This is a genomic window from Streptomyces sp. NPDC001868, assembly GCF_040297125.1.
In the GTDB taxonomy this organism is placed as follows: Bacteria; Actinomycetota; Actinomycetes; order Streptomycetales; family Streptomycetaceae; genus Streptomyces.
In genome coordinates this window covers 1-20,281 of sequence record NZ_JBEOYO010000092.1, presented here as the reverse complement: position 1 = coordinate 20,281, position 20,281 = coordinate 1, and the positions used below count along the sequence as shown (strand labels likewise).

Annotated in this window: 21 protein-coding genes and 1 pseudogene; 17 read left to right on the top strand and 5 right to left on the bottom strand. The window is 71.7% G+C overall.

Features of this window, described 5'->3' with window-relative positions; all coding sequences use genetic code 11:
* Positions 1-107 (top strand): annotated as a pseudogene (locus ABT147_RS45465) (FAD-dependent monooxygenase); the annotation flags it as partial.
* 49 nt (positions 108-156) lie between these two features.
* Here ABT147_RS45465 and ABT147_RS45460 read toward each other — a convergent pair.
* The 3 genes from ABT147_RS45460 to ABT147_RS45450 all read right to left on the bottom strand — a co-directional run bounded on the left by ABT147_RS45460 (position 157) and on the right by ABT147_RS45450 (position 4,801).
* Entirely contained in the window at positions 157-2,202 is a 2,046-nt protein-coding gene (locus ABT147_RS45460; protein WP_351418049.1) for a phosphocholine-specific phospholipase C, read from the bottom strand.
* A 163-nt stretch (positions 2,203-2,365) separates the two neighbouring features.
* A complete protein-coding gene (locus tag ABT147_RS45455) occupies positions 2,366-3,532 on the bottom strand; it encodes an acyl-CoA dehydrogenase family protein (RefSeq protein ID WP_351418047.1) in 1,167 nt (388 codons plus the stop codon).
* Positions 3,533-3,583: 51 nt separating this feature from the next.
* Entirely contained in the window at positions 3,584-4,801 is a 1,218-nt protein-coding gene (locus ABT147_RS45450) for a CaiB/BaiF CoA transferase family protein (RefSeq protein ID WP_351418044.1), read from the bottom strand.
* A 92-nt stretch (positions 4,802-4,893) separates the two neighbouring features.
* On the opposite strand from ABT147_RS45450, the gene ABT147_RS45445 reads away from it, so the two are divergent.
* The 7 genes from ABT147_RS45445 (at position 4,894) to ABT147_RS45415 (ending at position 10,554) form a co-directional block, all read left to right on the top strand.
* Complete coding sequence (locus ABT147_RS45445) at positions 4,894-5,883, top strand: LysR family transcriptional regulator (protein ID WP_351418042.1); 990 nt, start codon at positions 4,894-4,896, stop codon at positions 5,881-5,883.
* A gap of 262 nt (positions 5,884-6,145) precedes the next feature.
* The gene (locus tag ABT147_RS45440) at positions 6,146-6,607 is read left to right on the top strand and encodes a hypothetical protein (RefSeq protein ID WP_351418040.1); all 462 of its coding nucleotides are present in this window, start codon (positions 6,146-6,148) and stop codon (positions 6,605-6,607) included.
* A gap of 245 nt (positions 6,608-6,852) precedes the next feature.
* Positions 6,853-7,689, top strand: a complete 837-nt coding sequence (locus ABT147_RS45435; protein ID WP_351418038.1) for an HTD2 family dehydratase — start codon at positions 6,853-6,855, stop codon at positions 7,687-7,689.
* A 171-nt stretch (positions 7,690-7,860) separates the two neighbouring features.
* Positions 7,861-8,274, top strand: coding sequence for a hypothetical protein (locus ABT147_RS45430; RefSeq protein ID WP_351418035.1), 414 nt, complete (start codon positions 7,861-7,863; stop codon positions 8,272-8,274).
* A 47-nt stretch (positions 8,275-8,321) separates the two neighbouring features.
* A complete protein-coding gene (locus ABT147_RS45425) occupies positions 8,322-9,386 on the top strand; it encodes an aromatic ring-hydroxylating dioxygenase subunit alpha (RefSeq protein WP_351418033.1) in 1,065 nt (354 codons plus the stop codon).
* Positions 9,383-9,604, top strand: coding sequence for a hypothetical protein (locus tag ABT147_RS45420; RefSeq protein WP_351418031.1), 222 nt, complete (start codon positions 9,383-9,385; stop codon positions 9,602-9,604). The genes ABT147_RS45425 and ABT147_RS45420 overlap by 4 nt, the downstream gene beginning before the upstream one ends.
* Complete coding sequence (locus ABT147_RS45415; protein WP_351418029.1) at positions 9,601-10,554, top strand: PDR/VanB family oxidoreductase; 954 nt, start codon at positions 9,601-9,603, stop codon at positions 10,552-10,554. The genes ABT147_RS45420 and ABT147_RS45415 overlap by 4 nt, the downstream gene beginning before the upstream one ends.
* Here the strand turns inward: ABT147_RS45415 and ABT147_RS45410 are convergent.
* Positions 10,531-11,421, bottom strand: coding sequence for an IclR family transcriptional regulator domain-containing protein (locus tag ABT147_RS45410; RefSeq protein WP_351418026.1), 891 nt, complete (start codon positions 11,419-11,421; stop codon positions 10,531-10,533). The two genes, ABT147_RS45415 and ABT147_RS45410, sit on opposite strands and share 24 nt — an antisense overlap.
* Before the next feature lie 184 nt (positions 11,422-11,605).
* Between ABT147_RS45410 and ABT147_RS45405 the strand changes: the two genes are divergently transcribed.
* From ABT147_RS45405 to ABT147_RS45390, 4 genes are read left to right on the top strand one after another with little or no spacing between them, the layout of a single operon-like run.
* Positions 11,606-12,574 (top strand): ABC transporter substrate-binding protein, encoded by a 969-nt coding sequence (locus tag ABT147_RS45405; RefSeq protein ID WP_351418024.1) that lies wholly within the window; start codon positions 11,606-11,608, stop codon positions 12,572-12,574.
* The gene (locus tag ABT147_RS45400; protein ID WP_351418022.1) at positions 12,571-13,344 is read left to right on the top strand and encodes an ABC transporter permease; all 774 of its coding nucleotides are present in this window, start codon (positions 12,571-12,573) and stop codon (positions 13,342-13,344) included. Before ABT147_RS45405 ends, ABT147_RS45400 begins: the two co-directional genes overlap by 4 nt.
* Positions 13,341-14,120, top strand: coding sequence for an ABC transporter permease (locus tag ABT147_RS45395; protein WP_351418019.1), 780 nt, complete (start codon positions 13,341-13,343; stop codon positions 14,118-14,120). Before ABT147_RS45400 ends, ABT147_RS45395 begins: the two co-directional genes overlap by 4 nt.
* Before the next feature lie 23 nt (positions 14,121-14,143).
* Positions 14,144-14,929, top strand: coding sequence for an ABC transporter ATP-binding protein (locus ABT147_RS45390; protein ID WP_351418053.1), 786 nt, complete (start codon positions 14,144-14,146; stop codon positions 14,927-14,929).
* A gap of 52 nt (positions 14,930-14,981) precedes the next feature.
* Here the strand turns inward: ABT147_RS45390 and ABT147_RS45385 are convergent, their stop codons facing one another.
* Positions 14,982-15,665, bottom strand: a complete 684-nt coding sequence (locus ABT147_RS45385; RefSeq protein WP_351418017.1) for an MmyB family transcriptional regulator — start codon at positions 15,663-15,665, stop codon at positions 14,982-14,984.
* Positions 15,666-15,939: 274 nt separating this feature from the next.
* Here ABT147_RS45385 and ABT147_RS45380 point away from each other — a divergent pair, with 274 nt between their 5' ends.
* The 5 genes from ABT147_RS45380 (at position 15,940) to ABT147_RS45360 (ending at position 20,170) form a co-directional block, all read left to right on the top strand.
* Entirely contained in the window at positions 15,940-16,596 is a 657-nt protein-coding gene (locus ABT147_RS45380) for a helix-turn-helix domain-containing protein (RefSeq protein ID WP_351418014.1), read from the top strand.
* Positions 16,597-16,627: 31 nt separating this feature from the next.
* Positions 16,628-17,158 carry a toxin-antitoxin system, toxin component gene (locus ABT147_RS45375; RefSeq protein ID WP_351418051.1) on the top strand — a complete coding sequence of 177 codons (531 nt, stop codon included), beginning with the start codon at positions 16,628-16,630 and terminating at the stop codon, positions 17,156-17,158.
* A gap of 38 nt (positions 17,159-17,196) precedes the next feature.
* Entirely contained in the window at positions 17,197-18,405 is a 1,209-nt protein-coding gene (locus ABT147_RS45370; protein ID WP_351418012.1) for an MAB_1171c family putative transporter, read from the top strand.
* Entirely contained in the window at positions 18,389-19,816 is a 1,428-nt protein-coding gene (locus ABT147_RS45365; RefSeq protein WP_351418009.1) for an FAD-dependent monooxygenase, read from the top strand. The genes ABT147_RS45370 and ABT147_RS45365 overlap by 17 nt, the downstream gene beginning before the upstream one ends.
* Positions 19,817-19,942: 126 nt before the next feature.
* Positions 19,943-20,170, top strand: a complete 228-nt coding sequence (locus ABT147_RS45360; RefSeq protein ID WP_351418008.1) for a hypothetical protein — start codon at positions 19,943-19,945, stop codon at positions 20,168-20,170.
* The last annotated feature ends 111 nt before the right edge of the window (positions 20,171-20,281 follow it).

Below are 20,281 nucleotides of genomic sequence, written 5' to 3'. Positions count from 1 at the left end.
GGTGGCGCCGGGGCCGCGTCTTCCTGCTGGGCGATGCCGCGCACCTCACACCGCCCTTCGTGGGGCAGGGGCTGTGCGCGGGGATGCGGGATGCGCGATCAGCCACATGCGGCCCGCAGCCGCCCGATCACCGTTCCCCCCGAGCTCTCAGGCGCCCTACCGCGCCCCCAACGCCGGATCGCTCACCCCGGGACGCCCGTTCTCCACGTGGCCGGCGAACCTCCGGAGGAACCCCCCGTCGGCGGTGACGGTCAGGTCGTACCACCGTCGGCTCGCGCGCAGGTCGACGACCTGGCGCACGGTCGCCCCGGCCCGCACCCGGACCGTGCGGGACCGGCCCCCGTACGCGCTCGTGACCTTCAGACTCACCGTCCCGGCGCCCTTGTTGGTGAAGGTCAGTTCCACGTCGTCGCCGACGTGCCGCGCCGTCACCTCGGGCCCGCGTGTCTTGCCCGGCCCCTCGAAGGCCCGCAGGAAGCCGTTCGGACCGTGCACCGTGAGGTCGTAGGAGCCGCCGGAGGACGCGGAGTTCCAGGTGTCCGACACGGCCTTGCCCGCCTCGGTCGTGTACGTCCAGGGGCCGTCCGTACGGTTGCCGGACGTGACGAGGAACGCCGCCCCCGCCCGGCCGCCGGAGGCGAACGTGAGGGTGAGGGTGCCGGCCTTCGGGTCGGCCGAGGCGTCCACCCGGGGCGCGTACCTGAGCGGCCGGGCCGGACGCAGCCCCCGCTCCTGCCTCGGCATGCTCGGGTCCGCCGGCACCGCCGGCCTGTAGTCGGGGTGCCGCTCCCGGTCCTGCGGCTCGTACTCGTCGGTGTCCGGCAGCGCGGCGGGCCGGCTGTCCTTGTGGGAGAAGTCGAACGCGGCGGTGAGGTCGCCGCAGATCGCCCGCCGCCACGGCGAGATGTTCGGCTCCTTCACCCCGAACCGGCGCTCCATGAACCGCACGATCGAGGTGTGGTCGAGGGTCTCCGAGCAGACGTAGCCGCCCTTGCTCCAGGGCGAGACGACCAGCATGGGGACGCGCGGGCCCAGACCGTAGGGGCCCGCGACCCGGTTGGCGTCGCCCTTGTAGAGGTCGGGGGAGACATCGACCGTGGACTTGCCGCGGGACGCGTCGCGCGGCGGCAGCGGCGGCACGAGGTGGTCGAAGAAGCCGTCGTTCTCGTCGTAGGTGATGAAGAGGGCCGTCTTCGCCCAGACCGCCGGGTTGGAGGTCAAGGCGTCGAGGACCTGGGAGATGTACCAGGCGCCGTAGTTCGAGGGCCAGTTGGAGTGCTCGGAGAACGCCTCGGGCGCGGCGATCCAGGAGATCTGGGGCAGCTTGCCCGCCTTGACGTCGGCCTTCAGCAGGTCGAAGTAGCCGTCGCCGGCCTTCGCGTTCGTCCCGGTGCGGGCCTTGTCGTACCAGGGGTCGCCGGGCTTGGCGTTGCGGTACTTGTTGAAGTAGAGCAGCGAGTTGTCGCCGTAGTTGCCCCGGTAGGCGTCCTGTATCCAGCCCCAGGAGCCGGCCGCGTCCAGGCCGTCGCCGATGTCCTGGTAGATCTTCCAGGAGATCCCGGCGGCTTCGAGGCGCTCGGGGTAGGTCGTCCAGTCGTAGCCGAGTTCGTCGTTGCCGAGGACGGGGCCGCCGCCCTTGCCGTCGTTGCCCGTGTACCCGGTCCACATGTAGTAGCGGTTGGGGTCGGTCGAGCCGATGAACGAGCAGTGGTAGGCGTCGCAGACGGTGAACGTGTCGGCGAGGGCGTAGTGGAAGGGGATGTCATCGCGGGTCAGATACGCCATCGTCGTGGTGCCCTTGGCGGGCACCCACTTGTCGTACTTGCCGCCGTTGTAGGCGGCGTGCCCGTCCGGCCAGCTGTGCGGCAGGCCCTCCAGGAACTGCATGCCGAGATCGTCGGCCTCGGGGTGGAACGGCAGCACGTCCTTCGTGCCGTCCGACTGGTGCCAGACCGACTTGCCGTTGTCCAGCGTCACCGGATGCGGGTCGCCGAAGCCCCGTACGCCTCTCAGGGCGCCGAAGTAGTGGTCGAAGGACCGGTTCTCCTGCATGAGGACGACGATGTGCTCGACGTCCTCGATCGTGCCGGTCCGGTGGTGCGCGGGCAGGGCCGCGGCCTTCTCGATACTGCTCGACAGCGCGGCGAACGCGGCGGTACCGCCCGTGAGTTGGAGGAACCGGCGCCGATTGACTTCAGGCATGGGTGGGTGACCTCTTGTCCTGACGTGGTGCGATGGATGTGACCTGCGCGCAGGGAATGGTCCTAGAGCAACCAACGACAGGGAAGGGCCCGTGGCGCGGGTGTGACGCACAGGGGTCCGCCACACGAACAGCACCGGGCAGGGGCGAGGTCGCCCCCTCGTCTCAGTCGAGCCCTCCGCGCTTGACGAGCTGGGCGGCGATGACATTGCGCTGGATCTCGTTGGTGCCCTCGCCGACGATCATCAGCGGGGCGTCACGGAAGTAGCGTTCGACGTCGAACTCGGTGGAGTAGCCGTAACCGCCGTGGATGCGGACGGCGTTGAGGGCGATCTGCATGGCGGTCTCGGAGGCGAAGAGCTTGGCCATGCCGGCCTCCATGTCGACGCGCCGGCCGGCGTCGGCCTCGCGGGCGGCGTACAGGGTGAGCTGGCGGGCCGCGGTGAGTGACGTGGCCATGTCCGCCAGATAGTTGCCGATGGACTGGTGCTGCCAGATCGGCTTGCCGAACGACTCGCGTTCCTGGGCGTAGGCGAGGGAGTCCTCCAGGGCCGCCCGGCCGACACCGAGGGCGCGGGCGGCGACCTGGAGCCGGCCGGTCTCCAGGCCCTTCATCATCTGCCCGAAGCCCTCGCCCTCCACCCCGCCGAGGAGGGCGCCGGCCGGCACCCGGTGGCCGTCGAAGGACAGCTCGCAGCTCTCGACGCCCTTGTAGCCGAGTTTGGGCAGATCGCGGGAGACGGTCAGGCCGGGGCCGTGTTCGACGAGGAGGATGGAGATGCCCCGGTGGGCGGGGACGGCGTCCGGGTCGGTCTTGCAGAGCAGCGCGATCAGGCCGGCGCGGCGGGAGTTGGTGATCCAGGTCTTGGCGCCGTCGACGACATAGCCGCCGTCCGCGTGGGCGCGGGCCACCGTGCGCATCGCCTGGAGGTCGGAGCCGCCGCCGGGTTCCGTCAGGGCCATGGTGGCGCGGACCTCGCCGGTGGCCAGCCTCGGCAGCCAGTGGCTCTTCTGTTCCTCCGTGCCGAAGTGCAGCAGGAGCTTGGTGACGACCGTGTGGCCGCCCATCGCCCCGGCCAGGCTCATCCAGCCGCGCGCCAGTTCCTCGGTGATCAGCACATAGCAGGAGGTGGAGACCGGGGTCCCGCCGTACTCCTCGGGGACGGCGAGGCCGTAGACGCCGAGCTGCTTCATCCGCTCGATCAGGGCCTCGGGGTAGGTGTCGGCGTGTTCGAGTTCCTGGGCGACGGGCCTCACCTCCTTGTCGACGAAGTCCCGCACCGTGGTGACCATGAACTGTTCGTCCTCGGACAGGACGTCCGGAGTGCTCATGCTGTGACGCTCCTCGCTGGGTGAGCTGGGTGTGTCCCACGGTCGGCCGGTTCAGATGGAGTGGCCGGCCCTGAGGCCCGCGATGTCGGCCGCGCTGTAGCCCAGTTCGGCCAGGATGCTGTCGGTGTGCTCGCCGGCCGCGGGGACCGGGTCCATGCGCGGCGCGACGCCGCTCAGGTCCGCGGGGGGCAGCAGTGCCGGGACCAGGGCGCCGCCGGGGATCCGTACGTCCTGCCAGCGGTCGCGTTCGTCGAGCACGGGGTGGGCGAGGAAGTCCTCGACGTCGTTGACGCCGGCGTTGGCGATGCCCGCCTCGTCCAGGAGCGCCATCGCCACCGCGCCGTCCAGTTCACCGAACCGCTCGGCCACGATCGCGTTCACCTCCGTACGGTGGGCGACGCGGGCGGAGCCGGTGGCGAACCGGGGGTCCGCGACGAGCCCCGGCAGGCCTAGGAACCGTTCGCACAGCGCCGCCCACTCGCGCTCGTTCTGGATGGAGAACAGCACGTCCTTGCCGTCGGCGGCGGTGTAGGCGCCGTACGGGGCGATCGTGGCGTGCTGGGTACCGATGCGCGGGGGCTGGGTGCCGCCGAACCGGGTGTAGTACGCCGGCTGGCTCATCCACTCCGCCAGCGCCTCGAACAGCGAGACCTCCACGGCCCGCACGGCACCCGTGGTGGCCCGGGCGAACAGGGCGGTGAGGATGCCGGAGTAGGCGTACATGCCGGCGGCGATGTCGGCGACGGACACCCCCACCCGGGCGGTGCCGTGCTCGTTGCCCGTCAGCGACACGAGGCCCGTCTGGCACTGCACCAGCAGGTCGTAGGCCTTGCGGTCGGCCCAGGGGCCGCTGGAGCCGTAGCCGGTGATCGCGCACGGGATCAGGGTGGGGAACCGCTCGGCGAGGGCCGGTGCGCCGAGGCCCAGCCGGATGGCGGCGCCCGGCGCCAGGTTCTGCACGAACACGTCGGCACCGGCGAGCAGCCGCTCCAGGACGGCCCGCCCCGCGTCCGTCTTCAGGTCGAGCGTCACCGACTCCTTGGACCGGTTGAGCCACACGAAGTAGCTGGACTCGCCGTGCACGGTGGTGTCGTAGCGACGGGCGAAGTCGCCTCCTCCCGGGCGCTCCACCTTGATCACCCTGGCGCCGAGGTCGGCGAGCTGCCGGGTCGCGAAGGGCGCGGCGACGGCCTGCTCGATGCTCACGACGGTGATGCCGGCGAGTGGCCCTGCTTCGGCGGGTGGCCGTGCTTCGGGGCGTTCGGTCATGAAGTGGCCTCCTGAGGATGGGGTCCCGGGCCGGGAGTACCATCAATAGCAGTTATGTGTGCCCGGGTGAAATAGCGATTCGTCATGGCACCATGCGGGCTTCGGACGGCGGCGGAGGAACGGACATCGTGGACGTCAAGCAGCTCAGGGCGATCGTGACGGTCGCCGAGGTGGGCAGCGTCACGCGCGCGGCGGAGCTGCTGCATCTGGTGCAGCCGGCGGTGACCCGGCAGATCCGCACCCTGGAGCAGGAGCTCGGCGTCGACCTCTTCGAGCGGACCGGGCAGGGCATGCGGCCCACGGAGGCCGGCACGATCATGGTGGACCGCGCCCGGCGCGCCCTGAACGAGCTGGAGCGGGCCCGCGCCGAGGTGCAGCCGACCCCCGGCGAGGTGACGGGCATCGTCACCGTCGGGCTGCTGGAGAGCACGGGCGATCTGCTGGCCGAGCCGCTCGTGACCACCCTCGCCCGCGATCATCCCGGCGTCGAACTGCGCCTGATGACCGCCTACTCCGGGCATCTGCAGCAATGGCTCGACGAGGGCGACCTCGACCTGACCCTGCTCTACAACCTGGACAGCACACCGTCACTGAACGCGCGCCCGCTGGTGCGCGAGCGGCTGTGGGCGGTCGCCCCGCCGTCCGCCGGGCTGAGCGCCGGGCGCCCCGTGCCGTTCGCGGAGGCCGCCAGGCATCCGCTCGTCATGCCCGCCTCGGGACACGCCCTGCGCCGGCTGATCGACGCCGCCGCGGGGCGCGCCGGGGCCGCCATGGACATCGTCGTGCAGACCAACTCCATGCGGGTGCAGAAGCAGCTCGTCCTGGCCGGGCACGGCTGGACCGTCCTGCCCGGGGTGGGCATCGCCGAGGACGTCGCCCGGGGCACGCTGAGCGCGGCGCCGCTCACCGAGCCCGATGTGTGGCGCTCCATCGTGCTCGGCACCCCCCGGTACGGACGGACCCCGCCCGCCGTGGAGATCGTGGCCCGGGAGCTGGTCCGTCAGATCAACTCGGCGGTGGAGGAGGGGAGATGGCCGTCGGCCCGGCTCCAGGGGGTCGACACGGCAGCCGGTCCCGAGTGACCCGCGGAGCGCTCCGGCCCCTGCCCCTGGCGCTCCTTCCCTGCTCCGGCCCCTGCTCCCGGCACTCCTTCCCCCGCCCCCGGCCGCTGCCCCGGCGCTCCTTCCCCTGCCCCGGCCCCCGGTCTTGGGCCACAGCCCCGAGCCGCGTCCGTCGAATCTCCCGGGCGGTCAGGGGGGCGGCCACCGGTCATGCGGGCGCGGTATGCGGGTATCACTCTTTTCTATTGTCCAACCTCAGCCATCAGCACTCATGATGTCGGGCGTGAGTCAGACCCATGCACCGGCCCCCTCCTGGCAGGAGGACGTCTTCAGCGCGCTGAAGCGGCGCGGCGTCCAGCAGATCGCCTATGTGCCGGACTCCGGCCACTCCCACACCATCCGTGAGGCGCGGCGCGACCCCGACATCCACGACGTGGTGCTGACCACGGAGGAGGAGGGGGTCGCGGTCGTCAGCGGGGCGTGGCTGGGCGGGCAGCGCGCGGTCCTGCTGACGCAGAGCAGCGATCTCGTCGCCGTCGCCCGGGGCCTCAGCATCCACGACCCCCTCCGTATCTCCGGCCTCGCGCAGGCCGACGACCTCGCCGGCCGCGTCAAGGCGCGCGCGGCGACGACGTACGCCCAGGTCCTGATCACCACGGACGAGCCGCCCCGCGCCCTGCCGCCCCGCGACGGCGTCGCCAACAAGAACGCCCTCCCCGCGGCCCTGGGCCTGAGCACCTTCTGAGTCGGGGGACCTCCCATGCTGCTGCAACCGGTCGCGGGCCATCTCTCCGACCGGTTCGGCCGTCGCCCGGTGATGTTCTTCTTCGCGGTCGGCGGCATGGTCATCACCGTGCCGATCATGACCGTCCTCGGCCGGACGAGCAGTCCCTGGCTCACCTTCCTGGCCACCCTCCTCGTCCGTGAGCCCTCCCGCACCTCCCTCCTGGAGACCACCGATGAAGATCCCCGCCCCCGCTCGGCTCGTACGTGCAGTCGTGGACTCCTGAGCCGACGACGGACGAGGACCCGCTCTCCCCCGGCCCCGCGGCGGCCCTGTCGGCGGTCCTGGACCTGCCCGGCACCGTCGCCGGGGCCGGTGACCCGCTGCCCCCGCTGTGGCACTGGCTGCACTTCCTCACCTGGCCCGCCCAGCGCGACCTGGGGGCCGACGGCCACCCGCTGAACGGGAACTTCCTGCCGCCCCTCCCCCACCGCCGGCGCATGTGGGCCGGCGGCCGCTGCGAGATCACCGAACCGCTCCGGCTCGGGGAGCCCGCCGAACGCGTGAGCGGTCTCGCCTCGGTCACCGCCAAGGAGGGGCGCACCGGGGAGATGCTGTTCGTCACCGAGCGACGCGAGTTCCGGCAGCACGGCCGGACGTGCCTGGTCGAGGAACAGGACATCGTCTACCGGTCCGGACGGCCGGCCGGACAGTACCCGGCCACCATCGACGAGTCCACGGTCCCGCACCCGGACGACCCGTGGCTGCTGCCGCTGCGCCCCGACCCCGCGCTGCTCTTCCGCTTCAGCGCGCTCACCGCGAACGCCCACCGCATCCACTACGACGCCCCGTACTGCCGGGACGAGGAGGGCTACCCGGGGCTCGTCGTGCACGGCCCGCTGCTAGCCGTGCTAATGCTCGAACTCGCCCGCCGTCACGCCCCGGACCGGCGGGTGCGGTCGCTGGAGTACCGGCTGCGGCGGCCCGTGTTCGGTGGCGAGCCGCTGGTGGTCTGCGGTACGCCGACCGACGACGGCGCCGCGCTACGGGTGGCCACCGGCCGCGAGGACCGGCACGCCACGGCGGAGGTGACCTTCGTATGACACCCAGGACACCGATGACACCGATGACACCGATGACACCGATCGCCGTCGCCCGCAGCCTGCTCTTCGTGCCGGGACACCGGCCCGACCGCTTCGACAAGGCCGTCGGAACTCGCCGCCCGTACCGCCGGGCGGTGCGAGCTCGTCGCCCTCGTCGAGACCGCCCTCGGCGTGGAACGCGCCCACGCCGTGTGCGCCACGCCCGGAGTCGTCCGCGCCGCCTTCGGCAACGTCGACCTGGCCGCGCAACTGGGCGTCGCCCACGACGACCACGAGGCGCTGGCCCCCGCCCGCTCCCGGCTGGTCCTCGCCTCGGCCGCGGCGGGCCTCGTCCCGCCCGTCGACGTTCGCCGCACCCACGGCAGGAACGGGCCCGCCACCCTCAGGACACCGCGAGCGGCTGGGCCTCCCAGGTGCCAGGTCCCGGTGGACGGCTCCCAGGGTGGGTGCCGAGGCCGCCGGGACGCACTGGCCGGCGGCCCGCGGCCGTTCCCGGGGCCGGGGGGCCGCTTTCGCGCCACCGCTCCGACCAGCCGGTTCACCGAACGCCTTCCGTGGGGCGGAAGAGGCGTTGCGGCCCTGTGAAGCCGTCCTCGACGATGCCACCACCAAGAGAGACAGGAGCCGCAGCCATGCCTCACATGACCGCCTTCGCCAGGAATCAGTGGTACGTCGCCGCCTACGCCGAAGAGGTCGGGCGGGAGCTGCTCGGCCGGACGATCCTGGGCGAACCCCTCGTGTTCTACCGGACGGAGGAGGAGGGCACGCCGATCGCGCTGCACGACCGCTGTGTGCACCGCCGGTACCCGCTGTCCGAGAGCGGGCTCGACGGCGACCGGATCGTGTGCGGCTACCACGGCTTCACCTACGACACGACCGGCGCCTGTGTGTATGTGCCGGGGCAGAAGCGGATCCCCCGGACGGCGCGCGTCGCCTCGTACCCCGTGGTCGAGCAGGACTCGCTGATCTGGGTCTGGATAGGCGACCCGGCCCTCGCCGACCCGCAGAGCATCCCGCGCGCCAAGCACCTGGCCTCCCCCGGCTGGGTCACCGTGCGCGGCATGGAGCCCATCGACGCCGACTACGGCCTCCTCGTCGACAACCTGCTCGACCTCTCCCACGAGACCTATCTGCACGGCGGCTACATAGGCACCCCCGAGGTCGCCGAGACGCCGATCACCACCGAGGTCGACGAGGGCGCCGGTGTCGTACGGGTGAGCCGGCACATGGACGACGCCGAGTGCCCGCCGTTCTACGCGAAGTCGACCGGCATCAAGGGCCGGATCACACGCTGGCAGGACATCGAGTACTTCGCCCCGTGCCTGTATCTGCTGCACAGCCGGATCGCCCCGGTGGGCGTGGTCCCGGAGGCGGACGGCAGCGACCCGAACGGCTTCCACACCGAGATCACGTACGCGATCACCCCGTCGACGGACGGCAAGGTGTACGACTTCTGGATGGTCTCCCGGGACTGGGCGACCGGGAGCGACGAGGTCACCGAGTTCCTCAAGGGCAACAACCACACGGTCGTCATGCAGGACGTCGTCGCGCTGAACCTGCTCCAGAAGACGCTGGGCTCCGAGCGCGACGGCTACCAGGAGCTGAGCATCAACATCGACACCGGTGGTCTGGCGGCCCGCCGTATCCTCGCCCGGCTGGTCGAGCAGGGCCAGAAGCCGGTGGAGAAGGTCCAGTGAGCACACCGCCCACCTTCCGGACCGGAGGGACCGGCGAGGTCTACCGCATCGACTGGCTGCCGGGTACGGACATCCTGCACGGCACCTGTCACTGTGGACGCGAGCACACCGCGCAGGACCCCATCGAGATGTGGGAGTGGATGCTCGCCCACCCCCAGGGACACGAACCCCGGGGACACGAAGCCCAAGGACACGAGCCCCAAGGAACCAGCTCATGACCTCGTCATCGACCTCGGCCGTCTACGAGGCCGAACTCATCGTCGGCAGCCGGGAGTTCGCGGCCGACGGTGTGCTCGCCCTCACCCTCCGGCATCCGCTGGGCGAGGAACTCCCGGCCTGGGAGCCGGGGGCGCACATCGACGTACTGCTGGGACCGGAGCTGGAGCGGCAGTACTCGCTGTGCGGCGACCCGGCGGACCGCTCGGTGTGGCGGATCGGGGTCCTGCGGGAGCCCGACGGGCGCGGCGGTTCGGCGTATGTGCACACGGAGTTGGCGGCGGGCGACAAGGTCCGGGTGCGCGGGCCGCGCAACAACTTCGCCCTGGAGCCGGTGCCCCGCTACCGGTTCGTGGCCGGCGGTATCGGCATCACGCCCATCCTGCCGATGCTGGCGGCGGCCGAGGCGGCGGGCGCCGAGTGGTCCCTGCTGTACGGCGGGCGCAGCCGTGAATCCATGGCGTTCCGGGCGGAGTTGGACGCGTACGGGGACCGGGTCACCGTCGCCCCGCAGGACGAGACCGGGCTGCTCGACCTCGGGTCCGTGCTGGACGGTCTGCCCGAGGACACCCTCGTCTACTGCTGCGGACCGGGCGCGCTGCTCGACGCGGTCGAGGAGCGGTGCCCCGGGAAGGCGCTCAGGGTCGAGCGGTTCCGGCCCAAGGAGCAGGAGACGGGCCCGGACGGCGAGTTCGAGGTCGTGCTGGAGCGGACCGGGAAGACCGTCACCGTGCCCGTCGGGGTGTCCGTGCTCGACACCGTGCGCGCCGCCGGTGTCGAGGTGCTGTACTCCTGCACCGAGGGCACCTGCGGGACCTGTGAGACGGACGTCCTGGAGGGCACCCCCGACCACCGTGACTCGGTGCTGAGCGAGGAGGAGCGCGAGGCCGGGGAGACCATGCTCATCTGTGTGTCCCGGTGCCGGGGGTCACGGCTGGTGCTCGACCTGTAGGGGCGCGGGGCCGGCCGGTGGCGGCGTCGGTCCGGCCGGTGCCGGTGCGACGGAGGCGCGTGCCCGGCCCGTGGCCGTCCCCGTCACGCACAGGTCGGCCTCGATCCGGGCGACCGTGGCCAGCAGCTGCGGCAGCAGATCGCGGCGTACCGACTCCACGGAGGTGCGGCCGGCGTGGACGGGGATGTTGACGCCGGCCACCACCTCGCCGTCCCGGTCCCGGACCGGGGCGGCGACCGACCGGAGCCCCTCCTCCAGCTCCTGGTCGACGACGGCGTACCCCTGGCGTCGTACGCGGCGCAGCTCGGTCCTGAGCTGGTCGGCGGAGGTGAGGGTGCGCCGGGTGAGGGGCCGGAGGTCAGCGCGGGCCAGACGGGTGTCGATCTCCTCGTCGGGCAGATGCGCGAGGATCACCCGGCCGACCGAGGTGACATGGGCCGGGAAGCGGGTGCCCACGGTGATCGTCGCCGTCATGATGCGGCTCGTGGGGACCCTCGCCACGTAGACGATCGCGTCGCCGTCGAGGACGCACAGCGAGGACGACTCCCCGACCTGCGCGACCAGCCGCTCCAGATGCGGTAGGGCGAGGTCGGGGAGGGTGAAGGTCGACAGATACGCGTAGCCGAGTTCGAGCACGCGCGGGGTCAGCCGGAACAGCCGGCCGTCGGTGTGGACGTACCCGAGGTCGACGAGGGTGAGCAGGAAGCGGCGGGCGGCCGCCCGTGTGAGCTCGCAGCTCCGGGCGACCTCGCTGAGCGTCAGCGCGGGATGCTCGGCGTCGAAGGCCCGGATGACCGCGAGGCCCCGCTCGAAGGACCGGACGAAGTGCGGTTCGCGGGCTGTGCCGAACCGGTGTCGATCGGGCATCGTCGCCTCCAGGAAGCCGCACGGGGGTGCGCTCTGCGCACGCTAGGAGCACACTTCTGCAACTGTCAACGGCCTTGCACGACAAGGGCATTGACCCGCAACCGACGGCGTTCTACCTTCCCGCTGAGCACTTCTGTGCGGTCTGCGCACAGCCTGTCGAAGAGCGGTCCCATCTGGGGGAGTCATGCGTCGTCTGCTCATCGGCCTAGCGGCCGGCACCTTGTTCGTCACCGCGACGGCCTGCGGTTCGTCCGACTCCGGTTCCGACGGCGGGGGTTCGGCGTCGGGCGGCACCACCACACTCAAGCTCGGCGTCATCCCCATCATCGATGTGGCCCCCCTGTACCTGGGCCAGAAGAAGGGCTTCTACAGCGAGCGTGGGCTGAAGCTGGCGCCCACGCTCGCGCAGGGCGGGGCGGCGATCGTGCCCGGTGTCGTCGCCGGCCAGTTCGACTTCGGCTTCAGCAACATGACCTCCCTGCTGGTCGCCCGGTCCAAGAACGTGCCGGTCAAGGCGGTGGTGAACGGGGTGGCGTCCACCGGGAAGGCGGGCGCCGACTTCGCGGAGATCGCCGTGGCGAAGGGCAGCCCCCTGAAGTCCGCGAAGGACCTGGCGGGCAAGAAGGTCGCGGCCAACACCCTCGGCAACATCTGTGACACCTCGGTCAACGAGTCGGTCCGCAAGGACGGCGGCGACCCCTCGAAGGTCGAGTACGTGGAGATGCCGTTCGACCAGATGCCGGCCGCGCTCGCCAAGGGCCAGGTCGACGCGGCCTGTGTCGTGGAGCCCGCGCTCGCCACCATCAAGTCCCAGGGCGGCACGGTCCTCGCGTCGAACTTCGTCGACGTGTCCCCGGATCTCACCGTGGCCATGTACTTCACCTCGGAGCAGTACGCCGCCAAGAACCCGGAGTTGGTGAAGAAGTTCCAGGAGGCCACGGCGGAGTCGCTGGCCTACGCCGACGAACACCCGGACGAGGTACGGGAGATCATCACCACGTACACGAAGATCCCGGAGAGCCTGCTGGAGACGGTCGTCCTGCCCCGCTGGCCCGCCGAGCCGGACCGTGCGTCGATCGAGCGACTGGCCGAACTGGGCCAGGAGGACGGTCTGTTCGAGAAGGCTCCCGACCTGGACGAGCTGCTCCCGTGAGAGGAGCCGACGCCGCTCTCGGCGCGGCCGGGCTCACGGGGTTCCTCGCCCTCTGGGAGGCGGTCCCGCGGCTCGGTGTCGTCGAGGACGACTATCTCCCGCCGGTCAGCCGGGTCGCCGACGCGCTCGCCGGCGAACTCGCCGACGAGGCGTTCTGGACGGCGCTCGGTGACACGCTGACCGGCTGGGCCGTGGGGCTGGTGATCGCGGTGACCGCCGGGATCCTCACGGGGGTCACCGTCGCCGTCGTGCCGTATCTGCGCGAGGCGACGTCCTCCACGATCGAGTTCCTGCGCCCGATCCCCTCGGTCGCCCTGATCCCCCTGGCCGTCCTGCTGTACGGCAGCGAACTGCGGTCGGTGCTCCTGCTGGTGGTCTACGCGTCCTTCTGGCAGATCCTGATCCAGACCCTGTACGGCGTCCAGGACGTCGACCCGGTCGCCGAGGAGACCGCCCGCTCCTACGGCCTGGGCACCTGGGCACGGGTCCGGCACGTGCTCTGGCCGACCGCCCTGCCGTACGTCATGACGGGCGTCCGGCTGGCCGCCGCCGTGGCCCTCATCCTGGCGGTGACCGCCGAACTCGTCATCGGGGCACCGGGGTTGGGCCAGCGCATCGGGGTCGCACAGACCTCTCAGGCGGTGCCGGAGATGTACGCCCTCGTGGTGGTCACAGGGTTACTGGGCCTCCTGATCAATGTGGGCGCCCGCGCGGTGGAGCGGCGGGCGCTGGCCTGGCACCAGTCGGTGCGCGGGGAGGTGACGGTGTGAGGCGCGTGCTGCTGCGGACGCTGTTCGTCGTCGCCCTCCCCCTCGTCCTGGTCACCGTCTGGTGGTTCGCGTCGGACGGCAGCACCGACCCGTTCCGGCCACCCCTGCGCACGATCCTCACCACCTTCCCGGACGTCTGGACGGCCGAGCGGCTGCACGCCGACGTCCTGCCCAGCCTGCTGCGGCTGTCCGCCGGTTACGCCCTGGCGGCCGTGGCCGGTGTCGCGCTCGGCACGGTCATCGGCTCCTACCGCCGGGTGCGGGCGGTCTGCGAGCCGGTCCTCGAATTCCTGCGGGCGGTACCGCCGCCGGTCCTCGTCCCGGTCATCATGCTGTTCGCGGGCATCGGCGACACGATGAAGATCGCCGTCATCGCGAGCGGCTGTGTGTGGCCGATCCTGCTCAACACCGTCGAGGGCGTCCGCGCGGTGGACTCCGTGCTGTCCGAGACGGCCCGGTCGTACGGCATCACGGGCGCGGCCCGGCTGCGGAACGTCGTCCTGCGTTCGGCGAGCCCGCAGATCTTCGCGGGGCTGCGTCAGGCGCTGTCGATCGGCATCATCCTCATGGTCATCAGCGAGATGACCGCGTCCAGCAACGGGCTGGGCTACGCCATCGTCCAGTTCCAGCGGGGTTTCGCGATCCCCGACATGTGGACCGGCATCCTCGTCCTCGGTCTGCTCGGGTTTGTGCTGTCCGTCGTGTTCCGGCTGGTCGAGCGGCGTGTGCTCGGCTGGTACCACGGTCTGCGCGCGTCCTCCCGGCGGTCGTGGTGAAACTCGAGAAGGGGCGGCAGGCCATGCTGGACGTACGGGGCCTGGGGAAGGTCTACGAGGGTTCCGGGCGCCGGGTGGAGGCGGTACGGGACCTCACGTTCACCGTCGACGCGGGTGAACTGGTCTGTCTGGTGGGGCCGTCGGGCTGCGGCAAGACGACCCTGCTGAAGTGCGTGGCCGGGCTGCTGAACCCGACGGCCGGTGAAGTCCTGCTGGGGGGACGGCCGGTGGAGGGGCCGCCGCCCGGCATGGCGGTCGTCTTCCAGGAGTACGGGCGCAGTCTCTTCCCCTGGATGCGGGTCCGCGACAACGTCGAACTGCCCCTGAGACAAAAGAGGTTGAGCAAGGCGCGGCGGCGGGAGCTGGTCGACGACGCGCTCGCCTCGGTGGGCCTGTCCGACGCGGCGGGCGCGTACCCCTGGCAGCTGTCCGGCGGGATGCAGCAGCGGGTCGCCATCGCCCGCGCGCTGGCGTACGAGCCGGACGTCCTGCTGATGGACGAGCCGTTCGCGGCCGTCGACGCCCAGACCCGCGCCGATCTGGAGGACCTCGTGCGGGGCCTGTGGCGGGAGCGGGGCATCACGATCCTCTTCGTCACCCATGACATCGACGAGGCCGTCTACCTCGGTGAGCGGGTCCTGGTCCTGTCCGCCTCCCCCACCGTCGTCCAGGAACAGCTGAAGATCGATCTGCCCGCCGAGCGGGACCAGTTGCACACCCGGGTGGCGCCGCGCTTCGCGGAGCTGCGCACGCATGTGTACGAGCAGATCCAGGCGGCTAAGCGGGGTGGCCCGCCGGTCGAGGGGTGACCTCCGGCGCCGTCGGCGACCTGAACGCCGGCGGCGCCGGAGGGGGTGCGGCTCACCGCTCGGGAGAGTGCACCACGCTCAGATGGCTCGAAGTGGTCCGCCGGGGGCGGCGTGTCCTGCGCAGGGGGTCGGACGGGCGGCCCACCTCGCGCAGGACCAGGGTCATCCGGTGGTAGCCCAGGTCGAGGAGGGTGTCCGGGGTCTCGCCGACGATCCGGCAGTGGGTGGCGCCCCAGCGGGGGTCCGGGTGGACCAGGGGGCGTACGGCGCCGTCGTGACGGCCGGCCCGGGGGCCGAGGGTGCGGAGCCAGTGCGGGAGGCCGTGGCGGTAGGCGGCGTCCATGATCGGGTCCTGGGCGATGTCCCGGCGGATGGACTGCAGGCCCCGGTCCTGGCCGTGGTGCTCCACGGCGGCGGCGAAGTGGGCGAGCATCGGCAGGCACCAGCTGGACTCGTGGTCACCGAGGACCGTGGCGGCGTCCGGGTGAAAGAGCACGAAGCGGAGGAAGTTGTCGTCCGGCATGGCCGTCGGATGCGGACCCACATTGCCGAAGAGCGACCGGAACGCGGCGTTGGCCAGGACGACGTCCCAGCGGTGGTCGAGGACGACGGACGGGAACAGGACGGAATCCAGCATCACGGCGTAGTCCTGGAGATACGCCTGTGCTTCCTGGGCTTCGAGACTGTCGGGGACGGGCCGCGGTACCGACCGCTGCCCTCCTGCCTGATATGCCATCGGGAGGTCACCCCTCTTGCCTATGCGGCCTTCACGCGGCGCCTTGATCCTGCTGCCCCGGTCGGAGTCGTGTCAACTATCGTGGCATTTGGCGCCGGTTGACGGCTGAATCTCGCCACAGTTGTGGCGAGACCTGGATGTGAGTTCGACGGAACCGCTAGTCTCCCCGCAGTTCACGGTGTACTTGCCGGGACCAGGGTCTCGCGCCAGGCTTGGATCCACGGATTCCGCAGTACCGCGAAATTGGCCTGAGAGAGACGTAGGAGATCTGTCGGTGACGGATGGCTTCGAGGTTCCGGACGCCGCGGCGACGGTTCTGCTGCCGGCCGTCGTGGCCCGTGTCACCGCGCTGGCCGAGAAGCTGCGCGTACGGCACACGGAGGTCTTCGACACCCGACGGCTCTCGGTCGCGTCGGGGGTGCCGGAGGCGGTGGTGAAGGCCCTGCTGAGCGGGCAGCGCGCCGGTGAACCGGACGTCCAGGCACGCTTTCTGCAGCGTCTGGACCTGCTGCGACGCACCCGGCTCAAGCCGGGCGGCCGCAAGTACACCCAGCAGGAGATCGCCGACGGCGCCGGGATGTCGCGCCAGCAGGCGGGCGCCCTGATCAACGGGGACCGGCGTCCCACGATGGAGCACTGCGACGCCATCCAGCGCTTCTTCAGAGTGCACGCCGGTTTCCTCACCGCCGAGGATCCCGAGGCGCTGGCGAGCGCCCTGATGCGGACCGAGCAGGAGCTTCTCCAGCAGCTCGCCGACCGTGAGCGCGCGGCGGCCGAGGCCGCCGACGACCCGCTGCAGCGGCTGCTGCAGAACCACGGCGTGCGCTCCATCGCCTGGCGGGCGGCCCAGCTGCCCACCGACCAGCACCGCGACAAGGTGGCGGAGTGGCTGGACATGCTGCTGGAGAGCGTCAAGCGGCCCGAGTCCTGACCGGGGGAGATCTGTGGGCATCGGAAAGGAAATGCGCCGCCTGTGCGGCGAGCTGGTCGGCGAACTGACGCTGCCGGCACCGGCGGACCCCGCCGACCTCTACGCGGCCCTGTGCGACGCCATGAGCAGACGCCGCGGCCGCCCCGTCCACTACCGCACGGCCGTCTTCCCCCCGGGCACGGCCAGCGGGCTGTGGCTGGACATGGCCGAACAGGACCTGGTCGTCATCGAGGAGCGCACCGCGCCCGACCACCAGTTGGTGATCCTCGGCCATGAGCTGTGGCACATGCAGGCCGGGCACTGCGGCCGGACCGTGGACGGTACCGCGGTCGCCGCGCGCTTATTGAGCCAGGACGCCGATCTGCGGGACACCGTGCTGAAGGTCGCCGCCCGTACCCGTTTCGACCTGACGGACGAGCAGGACGCCGAGAGCTTCGGACTGCTGCTGGCCAGCAAGTGCCGTACGTGGCTCGCCGGTTCGGCGCTGCGCGGGCCGGTGAGCCGCGATCACCTGGCCGGCCGTATCGGGGCCTCGCTGGGCTACCGCGGGCCGCAGGGCTGAGCGGCCGGACGACGCAGAGACGCCGAGACGCCGAAACCATGGACGGGTCCAGCTACTACCTTCCGGCCGTCGCGATGACGATCGCGCTCGCCTCGAAGACGCCCGCGCTGCTGCGGAACTGGGGCGACCCGCTGATCAGATCCGTGTGCGCGCTGATGACGCTGGCCGCCTTGGTGTTCTGCTTCGCCGCGCCGCCGACGATCACCGAGGTCAACCGCGTCACCGGCGTCACCAACGTCTCGGCGGCCGTGGTCTACCTCCTGCTGAGCGCGTTCAGCGGCTCCTGTCTGGTGCTGATCACCAACTGGCGCGGCGGCCCGCCCGAGACGACACGCCGTCTGACCCACCGCTGGATCGCCGGGTACGGCGCGGTGTGCGCGGCGATCGTGCTGCTGTTCGTGCTCGGCGAGGCCCCCGTGGAGCGGGTGCGGGACTTCGACACGTACTACGCCGACACGCCGTTCCTGCGCGAGATGATCGTGCTCTATCTGACCGGGTTCACCGTCGCGGGCGTCGCGATGAACGTGATGTGCTGGCGCTGGGCGCTCCAGGTGCGCGGCTGGCTGCGCGCCGGGCTGCTGATCATCGCGTTCGGCTTCATGCTCAACGTGCCCTTCGCGGCGGTCAAACTGGTCGCCGTGGTCACCCGCTGGCAGGGCGGCGACCTGGACTATCTGAGCACGTACGTCGCACCCGTCCTGTCCTCCGTCGGCGCGCAGATCTGCGCGGTCGGCTTCTGTCTGCCCCTGGCCGGGGAGCGCCTCGGCGACTCCTGGACCATCTGGTCCATGTACCGTCGACTCGGCCCGCTGTGGCGGGAGTTGCGTCCCGTCTGGGCCCAGGCGAGCCACGACGTGCGGATCTCCTGGTGGGCGCCTGCCCGGCTCCAGATGACGCAGCGGGAGTCCGACATCCATGACGGCATGCTCAGCCTGTACCCGTACTTCGACTCCGAGGTCCGGGCCAAGGCGTACGACGCCGCCGTCGCGGCCGGTTCCGAGCCCGTCCAGGCGCGGGCCGAGGCCGACGCGGCGATGGTGACCGCGGCGGTACGGGCCCGGGAGGACGACCCGGAGGGCCGCGTCATCAGCTCCGCCACCGCGGACACCCCCGCGCCTCCCGCGGAGAACCCCCGTGACCTCGTACGGATGTCCATCGCCCTGCGTCAGTCACCCGTCGTAGCGGCCGCCCGTGAATGGGCCGCCGCGACCAGGTCAGAGAGCGACTTCCATGAGCGAACCCGTTAGCGGCCCGAGCGACACCTCGGCCACGGCCGCGAGGCGTGCCGTCGTCGTCGGCGCGGGCCTGGCCGGCCTGCTGGCCGCCGCCGCGCTGCGCGACCACGCCGAGGTCACCGTCGTCGAACGCGACGCGCTGCCCGAGGAGCCCGGGCCCCGCAAGGGCGTGCCGCAGGCCCGGCACGCCCATCTGCTGTGGTCCGGCGGGGCGCTGGCGATGGAGGACCTGCTGCCGGGGATCACGGACGCCTGGCTGGCGGCCGGCGCCCGGCGCATCCCGCTGCCGACCGGTCTGGTCTCGCTGTCGGCCCAGGGCTGGTTGCGGCGCTGGCCCGAGATGGAGTTCATGATCGCGTGCAGCCGCGATCTGCTGGAGTCGGTGGTCCGCGCCCACCTCCTCGCCGGGCCCCGGGTCACCCTCCTCGACCGCACCGAGACCCTGGGCCTGGCGGGCGACGCCTCCCGGGTGACGGGGCTGCGGGTCCGTTCCGCCGAGGGCGAGGAGCGGGTGCTCGCCGCCGATCTGGTGGTGGACGCCGCCGGGCGCGGTTCGCGGGGCAGCGCCTGGCTCGACGCGCTCGGGGTGGCGCCCGCGCCGATGGAGGAGGTCGACTCCGGGCTCGTGTACGCCACCCGGATCTTCCGGGCGCCCTCGGGCACCGAGGAGTACCCGGTGGTCAATGTGCAGCCGAACGGGGCGGAGCCGGTGCCGGGGCGGAGCGCGACCCTCGTGCCCATCGAGGGCGGGCGCTGGCTGGTGACGGTGTCGGGCACCCGGGGAGGCCAGCCGACCGCCCTCACCGAGGAGTTCGAGCCGTTCGCACGCGCCGTCAGACACCCGGTGGTCGGCGAGCTGATAGCCCGCGCCGAGCCCCTGACGGACGTGGTGGTCACCCGCAGCACGATCAACCGGCGCCGCTTCTTCGAGAAGGTGTCCGGCTGGCCCGACGGCTTCGTCGCGATCGGCGACTCGGTCGCCACGTACAACCCGATCTACGGCCACGGCATGTCGGTCGCCGCCCAGAGCGCCCTGGCGCTGCGTGACCGGATCGCGGCGCACGGCCTCACGGCGCCGGGGCTGGCGCGCCGGGTCCAGAAGGCCGTGGCGGTGCCGGTGACCCTCGCCTGGGAGCTGGCCACCGGCGTGGACATCCGCTACCCGGAGGCCATCGGCAAGCGGCCGAACGCCCTGCGGAGACTCTTCGGCCGCTATGTGGAGCGGCTGATCCGCACCTCGCTCGGCCGGCCCCTGGTCTTCAAGGCCTACCTCGGCGTGGTCACCCTCACCGAGCCGATCGGCGCCCTGGTCAGACCGGAGGTCGTCCTGGCGGTGCTGCGCGGACCCGTCAAACCCCCTTTGCCGGAACCGCCCCTGACGGAGCATGAGCGGGAGACGGTGCTGGGGGCGCCGCCCCGGTAGCGGCACGGCGACATCCGGGTGCGGGTCGACGGGATTGTCAGTGGCGGACGGCAAGCTGGTGGTGTGCCACCCGTATGCCGGGGCGGGCACGGAGTTTCACCGATCCGACCAGGGGAGAGCCGTTCGATGCCGACCGCCGTACTGACCGACCGCGAGCGCGCCGCCGTACAGGCCTATCTGCGGCTGCTGGGGACCGTACGAGCAGCCTTCGACGGGCCGCCGGAGTCCCGCCGACCACCCGTGGTGCCGCCCGCCGCGCTCGCCGAGGCGGAGCAGGCACTGGCGGCGGCGGGGCTGGCGGGCAACGAGGAGGAGTTCTTCGAACTGCTGCGGAGCTGGTGCCCGGAGGTCTGAGCGGACGCGGCGGCGGGCACCGCCCTCGCCACCTACTGACCCCGCGAGAGTGTTCCGGTCCGCCGCTCATCGCCCACGTCGCCGCGTGCTGGACCGCGGCGGACCGGGCGG